Origin of the sequence: Thalassospira tepidiphila MCCC 1A03514 (genome assembly GCF_001662875.1) — a bacterium.
In the GTDB taxonomy this organism is placed as follows: Bacteria; Pseudomonadota; Alphaproteobacteria; order Rhodospirillales; family Thalassospiraceae; genus Thalassospira; species Thalassospira tepidiphila.
The window spans coordinates 1-13,719 of the sequence record NZ_JPVZ01000002.1; the positions used below are offsets into that span (position 1 = coordinate 1).

The window sequence follows — 13,719 nt, forward strand, 5'->3', positions numbered from 1 at the left end:
CGAAACCACCGCGACCGCCGCCGCCAAAGCCACGACCACCGTCACGGCCACCGCGACCACCACGGCCGCCAGGACCACCACCGGCACCGAACGAACGGGGCGGCGGGGCAGCATGGAATTCGTGATCTTCGTCGATATTAACGTCCTGTTTGATCAGGCGTTCGATGTTGCGAAGCAGGCGAATGTCGCGCGGCTCGCAGAATGAAATCGCAATACCTTCGGCACTGCCACGACCGGTACGACCGATACGGTGGACATAGCTTTCGGCATCTTGCGGCAGATCATAGTTCACAACGTGGGTAATACCCGGAACGTCGATACCACGTGCAGCAACATCGGTCGCAATCAGAACCGGGAATTGACCATTGCGGAAGTTCCGCAGGATTTTCTGACGGATACGCTGCTGTTTGTCGCCATGGATGGCATCGCTATCAATGCCTTCATCGCGGAGCTGGAACGACAGTTCGTCGGCATCGGCCTTGGTTTTGGTAAAGACCAGAACGCGGTCGGTGTCATCACGGTTGAGAATCTGAACCAGAAGCTTGGTCTTGTCGTGACGTTTCACGAACATGCCAACCTGGGTCACACGTTCGGTGACACTCGCCTGCGGTGCGGTTTCAACCTTGACCGGATCCTTGAGAAGACGGTCGGTCAGGTGTTTGACTTCGGCCGGCATGGTTGCCGAGAACATCACGGTCTGATGATTGTTCGGCAGAAGCTCCGCCACGGTCAGAACGTCTTCGGAGAAGCCCATGTCAAGCATACGGTCGGCTTCATCCAGAATGAAGATTTCGACATCGTCGAAACGCACCGTGTTGCGCGACATGTGATCCAGCAGACGACCCGGGGTCGCAACCAGGATATCCACGCCACGGCGCAGTTCCTGAATCTGCGGGCCCATCGGGGAGCCACCAAAGACAACAGAGGAAAACAGGCGGATGCCTTTTTTGAAATCACGCAGGCACTGGCCGATCTGGGTCGCCAGTTCGCGGGTCGGAGCCAGAATAACCGCGCGCGGCTGACCCGGTTTCGGGCGCTGCGGGTTTTCGGCAAGACGCTGCAGCAACGGCAGGCAGAATGCAGCGGTTTTACCGCCACCCGTATGGGAAATACCCATCAGGTCCTTGCCTTCGAGAAGTGCAGGAATCGTCGCGGCCTGAATTTCGGTCGGCGCGGAGAAACCGGCAGCTTCAACATTGCGCAGCAGGGGCTCGATCAGGTTGAGCCCATTAAAATTCGTCATAAAGGAAAGTCCTTCGTTTATCCGGTCGGCGCCATGTTAACGCCTGTGGGTGCCTGCCCAAACGAAGTCATGACCGGTGCGCGGCAAAGAGCAGCCACTGCGTCGGACCCTGCATGAGAGGCAAATGATGTGAGGCATCGACGTCATCACGCCGAACCCGCCCTCGCCTTTTCATACAGTTCCTGACAGCTCATTCTGTCTTTGCAAGCGAAGGAATGAGCGGGGTGATACAGGGCATTTGACCATAAGTCAATCAATCCCCGCGCCGATCAGCCATGCAAAAACGCATTCCCCCGGTTATTGGGGTTTGTGACCGTCATAACCATGTAACAAATATCGCACGCAATATTAATCATTTGGTTCTCAAATCATGTGCATATAGTGCGATCACTACAATCGCTTGGAAGGGGATAATCATGCGATTTCGGGTCGTCACGGGGATATTTTCCATTCCCGCCATCTGCCTTTTGGTGCTGCTGGCAATTATCGCCACAGTCGCCCTGAACTATCAAACCAGTCTTCGAAATGCGAAATTTGAGCAGATTTCGAATTTGACCGAGGGTGCGGTCACGATCGTCAATAATTATATCGCCAAAGCCAAAAGCGGCGAGATGACCGAAGACGAAGCCAAGGCTGCGGCCCTGGATGTGCTTAATGCATACCGGTTTGACGGGCAGAACTATATCTATGCCACCGATTATAATTACTGCATGCAGCTTGATCCGCTGAGCCCGGAAGATGTTGGCAAGTGCAATCCCGACAGCAAGGTGCGCAACATGATTGTTGCCGCAGCCAAAGCAGGCGGCGATGTGATCCTGTATGAAACCAAGAAGCCGGGTGAAGGTGACAAACTGATCGAGAAGGCCGCCTATGTGCGCCCGATCAAGGAATGGAACTGGGCCCTTGGCGCTGGCGTCTATATGGACGATGTTCAGGCAGAATTCATTTCTGTCATGCAGCGCATTGCGATCATTTCGGTTATCGCAATCATCATTGCCGGTGTTTTGTCCTGGCTTGTCGGCACGCGGATCACGCGCAGCATCGTCGGCCTGAACAGCAGCATTCGTACGATTGCCGATGGCGATTACAAGGCACCGGTCGAAACCGAATCCCGGTTCGTTGAAATTGGCGACATGGCAGCCGGTGTTCTGGCACTTCGTGACAAGTCGGCACAGGCCCAGCAGCTTGAAGCCGATGCCGCGGTTCAGAAACAGAAAGCCGAAGAAGAACGCCGCAGCAATATCCGCGCCATCGCCGAGAAGCTTGAAAGCGAAGTCGGTGGTATCGCCAAGGCCGTTGATCGTTCGGTTCAACGCAGTGCCGATCTTGCGGTGAGCATGTCACAGAGTGCGGATGGCATTCTGGGCCAGAGCCAGCAGGTGGCATCTGCGGCCGGTGAAGTTTCCCAGAACGTCGATGCGGTTGCCGCCGCGACCGAGGAACTGTCATCCTCGATCACCGAGATCAACGTTCAGATTTCGCAGATGTCGAACACTGTGGAACGGGCAACCGATGAAAGCCAGAGCGCGTCAAATGACGTTGCCGGCCTGTCCGAGACGGTTGAGAAGATCAAAGAGATCATTGGCCTGATCAACGATATTGCCGGTCAGACCAACCTTCTGGCGCTAAACGCCACCATTGAGGCTGCGCGTGCGGGTGAAGCCGGCAAAGGCTTTGCGGTTGTGGCAAACGAGGTCAAAAACCTTGCCACCCAGACGGCCAAGGCGACGGATGAAATCGCCGCCCAGATCAATGACATTGTTGACGGCACCGAACGTGCGGTCACCGGCATTTCGCGGGTTTCGGAAACCATCGAACAGGTCCGAAGCGCATCAACCGCAATTGCGGCGGCCATTGAAGAACAGGGTGCAGCAACGCAGGAAATCTCGGGCAATGCCAACCGCAGTGCGGATGGTGTGAAACAGATTTCCCAGAGCGTTGATGAAACCATGAAGAACGCCCAGGGCACGACCAACGATGCCGACGAACTGAAATCAGCATCAGCAGAGCTTTCTGATCGTTCTGCCGAACTGACCAAGATCATTCATCGTTTCTCGACCGACTTGAAGAACCAGGCCGGATCGTAAGAACCTGATTTCAAAAAAGGGCCGGACATTGATTTGTCCGGCCCTTTTTGTTTTGCGCGTTCTGTTTTCCGCTTATTCGGCCGGAAGGTTGTTTTCCTTGCGGAAGGAATGCGCCGGATAAACACCCAGAATGCGGACTTCGTGCGAGAAGAATTGCAGTTCTTCGAGCGCGTGGCGCAGGCCAAGCTGTTCGGGGTGGGCTTCGACCTCGGCAAAGAACTGGGTCGCTGTGAAGTGGCCTTCGACCATGTAGCTTTCAAGCTTGGTCATGTTGATGCCGTTGGTGGCAAAACCACCGAGTGCCTTGTAAAGGGCAGCCGCGACGTTGCGCACGCGGAAGACAAAGCTTGTCACCACCGGGGTGCCGTCATTGGGAATGTCGAGCGGTTCACGCGCCAGAATGATGAAGCGCGTGGTGTTGTGTTCGGCGTCTTCGACCTCGGTCCGGAGCACATCAAGACCATAAATCTCGGCGGCCAAAACCGGTGCGATGGCGGCAATCGATTTATCACCGCGATCAGCGACTTCCTTGGCACAGCCCGCGGTATCCGGGCCGACCACGGCATTGACACCAAGTTCCTTGCGCAGTTTGCGGCATTGGCCAAGCGCGTGAACGTGGCTGTGGATTTCCTTGATGTCTTCGATCTTCGTACCCGGTACGCCAACCAGCGCATGGTTAATGCGCAGGAAGGTTTCACCGATAATATGCACACCGGATTCTGGCAGGATGTGGTGAACGTCGGCAACACGCCCGGCCAGTGTGTTATCAATCGGGATCACGGCCAGATCGACATCGCCGTCTTCGAGTGCACTAAAGGCGCCTTCAAAGGTCCTGTACGGTACTGTCGTTGCACCCGGAAAGGCGCGACGGGCTGCCTGATCCGAATAGGCACCGTGCATTCCCTGAAAAGCGATCCTTTGTTGCGCAGTCATCTGGCTGTTTCCTGAATGGTCAAATTGTTGTCGTTAAGAACTTAAAGCACTTGATGCCAAGAACCGCAACTATGCACCCAGCACTTCGCGCGCGCGTTCAAGGTCTTCTTGTGTATCAACACCGAGCGGCACGCCATCCACAAGGGCGACCGCGATCACCATGCCGTTTTCAAGCGCGCGGAGCTGTTCAAGCTTTTCACGTTGTTCGAGTTCTGCCGGGGGCAGGGAAACGAACCGATCCAGCGCAGCCCGGCGATAGGTATAAAGACCGATGTGATGATAGAGCGGCCCGTCGCCATAAGGGGCGGTTGCGCGGGTGAAATAGAGTGCGCGCGCGACACGCCCGGTACCAAAGGCCGCGACCGCCTTGACCACATTGGGATTGGTGCGTTCTTCATCCCGTTTGATTTCAGCCGCGAGCGTTGCGATATCGACATCCGGGTCATTCAGCGGTTCAAACACCGCACGGATGTCGGCGGCATCAATGGTCGGCAGATCCCCCTGCACATTGACCACCGCATCAAACTTGCCTTCGGGGTCGAATGTCTGGAGTGCCTGATGGACGCGGTCCGATCCGCTGGGCAAATCAGGATCGGTCAGAACGGCAATACCCCCGGCAGCCGTAACCGCATCGGCAATTTCCTGTTCGGCGCAGGCAACCAGAACCGGACCGATTCCGGCCTCCGTCGCGCGACGCCAGACCTGAACGATCATGGGTTCGCCACAGATATCGGCAAGCGGCTTATTGGGCAAACGCGTGGACGCCATGCGGGCGGGAATTACAACAACAGGATTGCGCGGGGTCGACATTTCTTCACTCCGATCAGGCAGAAATCACCCGTTTTTGATCTTGCGCAAAGCGTGGTGTGAACAAGCAATGGCAGAACACAGGTTCTTAATCGGCGCGACATTAGCCGGTTTTGGTGGGGGGACGAAAGGCGGAATCGCGTTTTGCGGAACACTAGACGAAAGTTCTAAGGCAAGCTTGTTCACCTTGGTGTTTAAGAAAGGTTGATGCAAATCGCTGAAACGTATAGTTTCCCACCGACCAGTTTTGCCTGCGGTTACACGTGTGTTTCTCTTGATCGAGGATTGCCGGGGACGCATGGGTAGAACATAAAGATAAAACCTGAGAGTGATTAGGCTGTAACGGGGTCCCGTCATGAACACGATGGAAATCAACAAGATCGTCGCCGGCGTTATTTGTGCTGTGCTTCTGGTAGTGGTTGTCGGCAAGGTCGGCAGCGCACTGGTCAGTCCTGAAGAACTGGAAGCACCGGTATATCCGTTCTCCGAAGATGTGATGGCGGGAGCAAATGCCCCTGCTGCTGCACCGGCAGAACCGGCAGGCCCGGAACCGATTCTTGCCATGCTGGCCTCGGCCGACATGGGTGAAGGCGAGAAAGTCTTCAAAAAATGCGCATCCTGCCATGACGTCGAAAAAGGCGGCCCGAACAAAACCGGCCCGAACCTTTATGGCATCGTTGGTGCCGCGTTCGCGCACAAGGATGACTTCTCCTATTCTGACGGGATGGCCAACCATGGTGGTTCGTGGGGCTTTGAGGAGCTGAACGAGTTCCTGTACAAGCCGCGCGATTACATTGATGGCACCAAAATGAGCTTTGGCGGTCTGAAAAAGGCCGAAGATCGTGCCGCGGTTATTGCCTGGCTGAACACCAAGTCTGACAACCCGGTTGCGCTTCCGGATCCGGCAGCGGTTGAAGCCGCCCAGGCCGCAGAAGAAGCCGTTGACGAAGCCGCCGAAGCGGTTGAAGAAACCGTTGATGATGCCGCAGCCGCCGTTGAAGGCGCAGTTGAGGAAGCCGGCGACGCGGTTGACGCGGCCACCGCGCAGTAAGCACGCAGCCAAAGACATCGCCTGACCGAGATTTATGGTCAGCACAGAACATGCAGGGGACAGGAAACTGTCCCCTGTTTGCGTTTGGGGGTTTGTCGTTTGGGACTTTATATATGGCGTCCTTGCCTTCTGGGCCCAAAGCGGAAATAGTACCGGCCATAACCATACCCCGCCGCCAGACATCAACCGCCTGCAGGAATGCCTTTATGGAAAATCTCGATCCGTTTTTGGAAATCGCCCACAAACTGGCCGATGCCGCACGCCCGGTCGTGCGCAAATATTACCGCACCCCGGTCGCGGTCGATGTGAAGGCCGATGACAGCCCGGTGACGATTGCCGACCGCGAGGTCGAACGCACCATGCGCGATATCCTGAATGCCGAACTGCCCGATCACGGCATTCTGGGCGAGGAACATGGCCGGGAAAATACCGATGCGGAATATGTCTGGGTGCTCGATCCGATTGACGGCACCAAATCGTTTATTTCCGGCAAGCCGAGCTTTGCGACCCTGATTGCACTTTGCCACAAGGGAACCCCGGTTCTGGGCATCATTGATCAGGCGATTACCGATGAACGCTGGGTCGGCGTGATGGGACAGGCCAGCACGATGAATGGCGTTGAGATCAGTGCGCGGGAATGCGAAGACCTTAAGAGTGCGACCTTCTTTACCACCGCGCCTGAACTGTTCAAGGGCGATGCGGCCAAGGCCTATCAGGCGGTTTCGAAGAACTGCCGGGTGCCGATGTATGGCGTCGATGCCTATGCCTATGGCCTGACAGCACTCGGTCTGGCCGATACGGTGGTTGAGATCGGCCTTCAGGCGTATGATTTTTGTGCGTTGGTGCCGGTTGTCGAGGGTGCAGGCGGTGTGATGACCGACTGGTCGGGCAAGCCGCTTGATATCGATAGTGCAGGTGATGTGGTTGCCAGTGGCGATGCCCGTTGCCATCAGGATGTTCTGGCGACGATCAAGGCCGCGATGGCCTGACAGCCTTCATTGCCGGAACGCCCCACCAGATCACAGACCTTGCCGACACAGGATATCCGATGACCAACGACCACCCGTTTCTTGCCATGGCCCACAAGCTTGCCGATGCAGCGCGCCCGGTGCTGCAAAGCTATTACCGCAAGCCGCTTTCTATCGATGAAAAGGGCGATGCCAGCCTTGTGACCGATGCCGACCGCGCGATCGAGCGCACCATGCGCGACCTGATCAATGCGGAGCTGCCCGACCATGGCATTCTGGGCGAGGAATACGGGCAGGAAAACCTTGATGCCCAATATGTCTGGATCCTTGATCCGATTGACGGCACCAAATCATTCATCACCGGCAAACCCAGCTTCAACACCCTGATTGCGCTGTGCCGCAATGGCAAGCCGGTGCTGGGTGTAATTGATCAGGCGATTTTGGATGAACGCTGGATCGGGGTCGAAGGGCAACCGACGACGCTTAATGGCAAGGCAGTCACGGCACGTGAATGCCAACACCTGAAAGATGCCACCATTTTCACCACCGGGCCGGATCTTTTCGTCGATCCAAAGGCGATTGCCGGATATGAGGCGGCCTTTGGTGCAGCCAAGCAGCCGATTTACGGCATTGATTCATATGGCTATGGCCTGATTGCCATGGGGTTTGGCGATGTATTGGTGGAGTCCAACCTGCAACCCTATGATTTCTGTGCCGCCGTGCCGGTGATCGAGGGTGCGGGCGGGACCATTACCGATTGGGAAGGCAATGCCCTTACGATGCACAGCGGCGATCTTGTGATTGCCAGTGGTGACAGCCGCGCCCATGCCGAGGGGTTGGCGGTTTTGCAAAAGGCCATCGCGTAAGGCTGTGTGATACCTTAAACATTTGGCGATCAGGCACCTTTCGGGCACACTTGCTGATCAGGGCAACAGGTTGGGCAGCGCCATGTTTGAATGGGTGATCATTCTTTTTCTCGGCTCCGGGCTGGTGTATGGCCTGCAATCGCGCCGCCTGCAACGCCGCAATATTTCATCGCCAATGATGATGGTCCTGACCGGGATGCTGGTCGCCCTGCCGCTGGGCATCTGGCACAGCGCGCCGATGGATGCGCTTTCGGGCAGCATTCATTTTGCCACCGGCTTTGCCGAGATGACGCTGGCGATCATTTTATTTCTCGATGCCGCGGTGCTCGATTACCGCAAGGAAAGTGCGGCGCGCAATATTGCGATCCGCTTGCTACTGATCGGGTTGCCGCTGACCATCGGGGTGACCTGGGCGTTTATTGTCGGGCTTGATGCCTCTATCGGGTTGGTGCCAGCCCTGATCCTTGCGCTTATTGTCAGCCCGACCGATGCCGCCCTTGGCCGACCCGTCCTTGAAAACAAGGGCGTGCCCGAACCGGTGCGCCAGGGCATCAATATTGAAAGCGGGCTTAATGACGGGTTGGTCCTGCCGGTCTTTACCACGGCGGTTTTGCTGGAAGCCAATCTTCTGAGCAACGGACATCAGGGCTGGGTCGCCGAGGCGCTGCTTGAGATTTCAATCGGGGCGGTGATCGGGGTGGTCAGTGGCTATGTGATTGGTCAGGTGGTCAATCACGCGGTCAAGCACCGCACCATCGTTGCGCGGTTTGAACGGTTGCTTGGCGTTCTGGCCGCCCTTTTCATATTCCTGCTGGCCGAAGAATTGGGCGGCAATGGCTTTGTCGCGGCCTTTGCCGGCGGGCTTGCGCTTAATATCTCAAGCGACAAGGTCAAGGACGCGATCGAAAGCTTTGGCGAGGCCGAGTCAGAGCTTCTGACCATGCTGACATTCTTTGTCTTTGGCCTGATCGTTGTGCCAGCGCTTTATGAAAGCTGGACCTGGACGATGCTGCTGTTTTCGATTGCGAGCCTTGCTGTCCTGCGGCCGCTTTGTGTGTGGATCTGCATGATTGGCAGTCCCTATAGCCTGGGCGAGAAGCTTTATATCGGCTGGTTCGGGCCGCGCGGGATTGCATCGGTGATTTATATGCTGATCATGGCGACGATGATTGATCCGGGCGCGTTCAGGCCACTATTTGCCGCCGGCACCATGATTGTTTGCATCAGCGTGGTTGCCCATGGCATTACCGCCGCCCCGGCATCGCGTGCGTTGGTCAGCTATCTGGCGCGGAAATCCTAAGCAAGGTTGATTTTTTCAGGCTATTGTTGGGAGATGGCAAGACGGATGCCAAGGGCAATGAACATGCCGCCAAGTGCGCGGTTCAACCAGGCACCCAGCTTGCGACTGCCCTTGATCCGGCCAGCGGCCGAGGCCACCGCCAAAACCAGCATGCCCTCAACCACAAAGGCGATCAGAAGCACCATCAGGCCGAGTACGAGAAACTGCACCGCGCCATTGCCACGTCTTGGATCAATGAATTGCGGCAGGAAGGCCATGAAGAAAATCGCCACCTTGGGATTGAGCACATCAATCATCACCCCCTGACGCCAGGCGCCAAAGGCGGTCATCGGTTTGGTCGAAATCGGGGCGGCTGGTTCAGCCGATTGCGCGGCAGTTTCTGATTTGGCAAAACTGCTGCGCAGTGCGCCGATGCCAAGCCACACCAGATAGGCAACGCCAATCCACTTAACGATGGCAAAGGCCAGCGCCGAGGTCGCAAGAATGGCCGAAAGACCAAAAGTTGCCGCCAGAACATGGACAAAGGCACCGGAAATCACGCCAAGCGATGAAAACAGGCCGATCTTGCGACCATGTACCGCGGTTTGCCCGACAATATAGGCCATGTCCGGCCCCGGAGAGATGTTAAGCAACAGGGCGGCAATCAGAAACGGCGTATAGGCAACGAGAAGTTCGATCATCGCAACTGATCCCGGGCGAAAAAGACCAGATCAATCTCAAGCGGGCCCAATCCGGCCTCGATCAGCATGTTGGATAGCTGCCCACGATGGTGGGTCTGATGATTGAACATATGCGCCAAAACCAGATCGCGCGGCATGGTATAGGCATCGCCCGCGACCGAGTGATAGGTAAGATCGGCGGTTACTTCGGCATCGGTCAGGCCGTTGGTGAACTCAATGATCGCCTGATCTTCGGCCACGCGGGCGTGGTGGAGTTCATCGAAGTTTTCATAAAGCACCGTATTGAGCGGCATGGCCACGGGACTGCCAAGCAGGCGGCTCATCCAGATGCGATCAGCCACCAGGATATGATTGAGCGTGCGCAGGATCGACGGGAAGAAGGCCGTGCGCGGGGCATCGAGTTCGGCCGCTGGCAATTTCGCGCAAAGCCCGTAGGCACGCGAATTGGCCCAGAGATTATATTGCGCCATGCGTTCGAAATAGGCCGCACCGTTCATCTTGTTACTCCGTCTTCAGGTCTGCGATCAGGGCTTCGCCGTCGGGTTTGTTGCGCAAGTTGGCGGTACCGGAGCAACCTGTTCGAGCACCTTGGTCGCCGGTTTGGGAACCCGTTTGGTCAGAATAACCACGTTGCCGACCAATGTCAGCGCCACACCCCAGATTATATTGCCCGTCCAGTGGAAATCCTCAAACCAGGTCGACAACAACAGGGCAACAATCGGGAACATCACCGAACTATAGGCCGCACGATCCGGCCCGATTTTGCCCAAAAGTGTGAGATAGAAGCCAAAGCCCAGAACCGATCCGAACAGGGCGAGATAGACCAAAGCTGCCAAGAATCTGGCACTGGTATCAAACGACACCGGGATCCCGGCAAGCGCGATATAGCCAAACAGCAAGACCGTGCCATAAAGCATGCCATAAGCATTGGCCTGCATGACCGGCACACCGCGCGCATGGTTGCGTGCGGACGCCATATTGCCAAGCGATGCGATGTAACTTCCAGCAAGGGAGACCAGAAGCCCGATGCTGCCGCCGGTGGTCAGATCGAAGGCCGCCAGATCATTGGCAAAGACCATGGCAATGCCGGTAAGCCCGATCCCGGCCCCGATCAAAGTGCGGGTTTCGGGACGGCGTCGGAAAAAGATCACGCCATTAATCATATTCATGATGACGATGGTTGAAAACACCACCGCCAGAAGCCCGGACGTCAGATGGATACTGGCGACATAGATCAGGACATAGTTCAGCGAAAACAGACAGACGCCCAGAACCGCCATGAAGAAATGATCGCGCAAGCCAAAGCGCATCGGCAAACGCCGCAAACCACACCAGGCCATCAAAATCAGCGTTGCCAAGGCAAAGCGATAGGCGACGGCCACTTCGGGGGCGACCGAAAGCTGATACTGAATGGCGATCCAGGTCGATCCCCAGATCAAGACAACTGCTGCATAAAGACCGAACATGGCCCAAGGACTCCAAAAGAATTGAAGCCACAATTTAGGGCAGTTCAGAACCGGCGCCAAACCAGCTTTTTTGATCCAGCCATTAGCCAAACTAATCCAAAGACCGGAAATCTAATGCATAGCCAATCAGGATTTTTTCGACCGGCCTGCTTTGCCGGGCTTTTTGCCGCTGTCTTCTGGTTCGGGGGTTTCAGCGCCATCTTCGGGGGTGTCACCGGACGTTTCGTTAACCGCGTCGTCAGCCACATGGTCGATCATGTCATCGGACGTGTCAGGTACGTCGGGTGCCTCCGTCACATCGGCCTCGTCTGTGCCATCATCAATCTGCTTGGCCGCCGGTGATGTCTGATCGCTCAGCGTCGCGTTCTTTTCGGCGCGTTTGCGTTTTTGCCAGTCTTTCCAAATGGCCAGCAATTCGCTGCGCGACTGGAAGATCGGAATGCGGCGTTTTGGTTTGGCTTTTTGTTGTTCGACCGCCAAGCCGACCTCGAGCACGTCGTGCTCATCATCGGTGCGGCGCACGATCAGCTCCACCGTGCCATAGGGCATGCGATCACCGAGTTCGAGATCGCCGGGCAGATCACGCTCGAGGATTTCGGCCACGGTGAGTTCGGTATCATCAGCGTCGACGGCAAAGCCATAGAGACGACCAATATCGGCAATCCGGGTATCGGCCGGGAAGCTGAAATCACCGAACAGTTCGACGTCATTGGCCCCCTCGGCCGGACCGGCAAAGAGTTGGTCGAGCAGGTCGACATGCTTGGGCGGGGTGATGATATAGACCTGATCACCACCCTGAACCGGCCCGGCAGAATGCGGACGCAATGACGCGCCATCACGCAAAATCAGACTTGGCCGTGCCCAGCGCGGAATACGATGGCCGGTGGCAACGGCACTGGCTTCGTGAACGCGATAGACAACAATTTCCTGATTGGCATTGCCGGGCAGTTCAAGATCAATACGATCCACCGGGCCATGGCGGGCCGGCACAATAATGCCCAGCCAATGCGCCATGCGCCGGATCGTCCAGCCCTGCAACAGAAGCGATGTAATCACGACGATGAAGGCGGTGTTAAACAACAGCTGCCCTTCGGGCACGCCTTCGACCATCGGCACAATGGCAAGCAGGATGGAGACCGCCCCGCGCAGACCGACCCATGAAATAAAGGCGGTGTCATTGCGCGAGAAGTTAAAGAACATCAGGCACAGCCAGACCGCCACCGGACGGGCGACAAACACCAGAACCAGCGCCAGAATGACGCCCGGAAGGACAACCGTGCCGAACTCGGACGGGGTGGCCAGCAGACCCAAAGTGACAAACATCGCGATCTGGGCAAGCCAAGTGGTGACATGCTGAAAACGCCGGACGCCGACGCTCATTTTCATGTTGCTGTTCCCGGCATAAAGACCCGCGACATAAACCGCCAAAAAGCCACTGCCGCCGAGAATACTGGTCGCGCCAAACAGGCTGAGTGCCAACGCCATGGTAATGATCGGCACCAGTCCCGGTTCAAGTTTGACCCGGTTGATCATCCAGACCAGCGCATAACCGCCGGCAAGGCCGAAGATCGCGCCAAGACCGATCTGAAGGATGAAGCGTTGCAGGAGTTCAAGCGCGATGTTTTCACCGCCGCCAAGAATGATCAGTTCGACAAGCGAGATGGTCAGAAACACCGCCATCGGGTCGTTCGAACCCGATTCAACTTCAAGCGTGCTGCGCGTACGATCACGCAGATTGATCCCGCCAACGCGCAAAAGGAAAAACACCGCCGCCGCATCGGTCGAGCTGACAATCGCCCCGAACAAAAGGGCGACCAGCCAAGGCACATCAAGCACCAGCCAGGTTACCCCGCCAATCACCCCGGTGGTGATCAACACCCCGAAAGTTGCCAGAACAAGCGATGGTCCGGCTGCGATTTTTAACGTTCGGAGCTGGGTTTCAAAGCCACTGTCAAACAGGATCAGGGCGAGCGCGATGGAGCCGATGAAATAGGCGAGCGGCGCGTTGTCGAACATGATGCCGCCAATGCCGTCCTCGCCCGCCGCCAGGCCGACAAACAGAAACACCAGAAGCAACGGGGCGCCGACACGAAAGCTGACCAGACTGGTGAAAACAGCCACCACCACCAGAATCGATGCAATCAGGATCACCAGATTCATCGATTCAATCATTTCGGGGGCTCCTATGTCGGGACATCAGAATGGGTTTGGCGGGTTACGCGCGCAGTACTATCACATAGTGATACTTAGGAAATGATGACCGGCAATGCCATCTCCCCCCGATGACTGATCAAAATTATCCTGAAACTGTAAAGTCA

General features: G+C 56.5%; 12 protein-coding genes. 5 read left to right on the forward strand and 7 right to left on the reverse strand.

Annotation, left to right across the window (positions count from 1 at the left end):
• The coding region (locus TH4_RS03985) for a DEAD/DEAH box helicase (RefSeq protein ID WP_064780041.1) at positions 1–1,243 on the reverse strand (1,243 nt) is incomplete at its 3' end.
• 416 nt (positions 1,244–1,659) lie between these two features.
• Here TH4_RS03985 and TH4_RS03990 point away from each other — a divergent pair.
• Positions 1,660–3,330 (forward strand): methyl-accepting chemotaxis protein, encoded by a 1,671-nt coding sequence (locus tag TH4_RS03990; RefSeq protein ID WP_064780042.1) that lies wholly within the window; start codon positions 1,660–1,662, stop codon positions 3,328–3,330.
• 72 nt (positions 3,331–3,402) lie between these two features.
• On the opposite strand, the gene TH4_RS03995 is transcribed toward TH4_RS03990, so the two are convergent.
• Positions 3,403–4,263, reverse strand: coding sequence for a prephenate dehydratase (locus TH4_RS03995; protein WP_040822211.1), 861 nt, complete (start codon positions 4,261–4,263; stop codon positions 3,403–3,405).
• A gap of 69 nt (positions 4,264–4,332) precedes the next feature.
• Positions 4,333–5,073 (reverse strand): 3-deoxy-manno-octulosonate cytidylyltransferase, encoded by a 741-nt coding sequence (locus TH4_RS04000; protein ID WP_064780043.1) that lies wholly within the window; start codon positions 5,071–5,073, stop codon positions 4,333–4,335.
• A 352-nt stretch (positions 5,074–5,425) separates the two neighbouring features.
• Here TH4_RS04000 and TH4_RS04005 point away from each other — a divergent pair, with 352 nt between their 5' ends.
• The 4 genes from TH4_RS04005 (at position 5,426) to TH4_RS04020 (ending at position 9,255) form a co-directional block, all read left to right on the forward strand.
• A complete protein-coding gene (locus TH4_RS04005; protein WP_064780044.1) occupies positions 5,426–6,121 on the forward strand; it encodes a c-type cytochrome in 696 nt (231 codons plus the stop codon).
• 206 nt (positions 6,122–6,327) lie between these two features.
• Positions 6,328–7,110 carry a histidinol-phosphatase gene (hisN, locus tag TH4_RS04010; protein ID WP_064780045.1) on the forward strand — a complete coding sequence of 261 codons (783 nt, stop codon included), beginning with the start codon at positions 6,328–6,330 and terminating at the stop codon, positions 7,108–7,110.
• Between the two features lie 59 nt (positions 7,111–7,169).
• Entirely contained in the window at positions 7,170–7,955 is a 786-nt protein-coding gene (locus tag TH4_RS04015; protein ID WP_064780441.1) for an inositol monophosphatase family protein, read from the forward strand.
• 82 nt (positions 7,956–8,037) lie between these two features.
• The gene (locus tag TH4_RS04020) at positions 8,038–9,255 is read left to right on the forward strand and encodes a cation:proton antiporter (protein ID WP_064780442.1); all 1,218 of its coding nucleotides are present in this window, start codon (positions 8,038–8,040) and stop codon (positions 9,253–9,255) included.
• Between the two features lie 20 nt (positions 9,256–9,275).
• Here TH4_RS04020 and TH4_RS04025 read toward each other — a convergent pair whose 3' ends face one another.
• The 4 genes from TH4_RS04025 to TH4_RS04040 all read right to left on the reverse strand — a co-directional run bounded on the left by TH4_RS04025 (position 9,276) and on the right by TH4_RS04040 (position 13,573).
• Positions 9,276–9,935 carry a LysE family translocator gene (locus TH4_RS04025; RefSeq protein ID WP_064780046.1) on the reverse strand — a complete coding sequence of 220 codons (660 nt, stop codon included), beginning with the start codon at positions 9,933–9,935 and terminating at the stop codon, positions 9,276–9,278.
• Positions 9,932–10,432, reverse strand: coding sequence for a DinB family protein (locus TH4_RS04030; RefSeq protein ID WP_063086694.1), 501 nt, complete (start codon positions 10,430–10,432; stop codon positions 9,932–9,934). The genes TH4_RS04025 and TH4_RS04030 overlap by 4 nt, the downstream gene beginning before the upstream one ends.
• 27 nt (positions 10,433–10,459) lie before the next feature.
• Positions 10,460–11,401: a DMT family transporter gene (locus TH4_RS04035; RefSeq protein ID WP_064780047.1), complete on the reverse strand. Its 942-nt coding sequence runs from the start codon at positions 11,399–11,401 to the stop codon at positions 10,460–10,462.
• Positions 11,402–11,527: 126 nt separating this feature from the next.
• Complete coding sequence (locus tag TH4_RS04040; RefSeq protein ID WP_064780048.1) at positions 11,528–13,573, reverse strand: potassium/proton antiporter; 2,046 nt, start codon at positions 13,571–13,573, stop codon at positions 11,528–11,530.
• Positions 13,574–13,719 lie beyond the last annotated feature (146 nt).

Bases quoted from the DNA above. Each gene is read 5' to 3' on its own strand.
- TH4_RS03990 (WP_064780042.1), top strand. From the start codon at position 1,660: ATGCGATTTCGGGTCGTCACGGGGATATTTTCCATTCCCGCCATCTGC.
- TH4_RS03995 (WP_040822211.1), bottom strand. From the start codon at position 4,263: ATGACTGCGCAACAAAGGATCGCTTTTCAGGGAATGCACGGTGCCTAT.
- TH4_RS04000 (WP_064780043.1), bottom strand. From the start codon at position 5,073: ATGTCGACCCCGCGCAATCCTGTTGTTGTAATTCCCGCCCGCATGGCG.
- TH4_RS04005 (WP_064780044.1), top strand. From the start codon at position 5,426: ATGAACACGATGGAAATCAACAAGATCGTCGCCGGCGTTATTTGTGCT.
- hisN (WP_064780045.1), top strand. From the start codon at position 6,328: ATGGAAAATCTCGATCCGTTTTTGGAAATCGCCCACAAACTGGCCGAT.
- TH4_RS04015 (WP_064780441.1), top strand. From the start codon at position 7,170: ATGACCAACGACCACCCGTTTCTTGCCATGGCCCACAAGCTTGCCGAT.
- TH4_RS04020 (WP_064780442.1), top strand. From the start codon at position 8,038: ATGTTTGAATGGGTGATCATTCTTTTTCTCGGCTCCGGGCTGGTGTAT.
- TH4_RS04025 (WP_064780046.1), bottom strand. From the start codon at position 9,935: ATGATCGAACTTCTCGTTGCCTATACGCCGTTTCTGATTGCCGCCCTG.
- TH4_RS04030 (WP_063086694.1), bottom strand. From the start codon at position 10,432: ATGAACGGTGCGGCCTATTTCGAACGCATGGCGCAATATAATCTCTGG.
- TH4_RS04035 (WP_064780047.1), bottom strand. From the start codon at position 11,401: ATGTTCGGTCTTTATGCAGCAGTTGTCTTGATCTGGGGATCGACCTGG.
- TH4_RS04040 (WP_064780048.1), bottom strand. From the start codon at position 13,573: ATGATTGAATCGATGAATCTGGTGATCCTGATTGCATCGATTCTGGTG.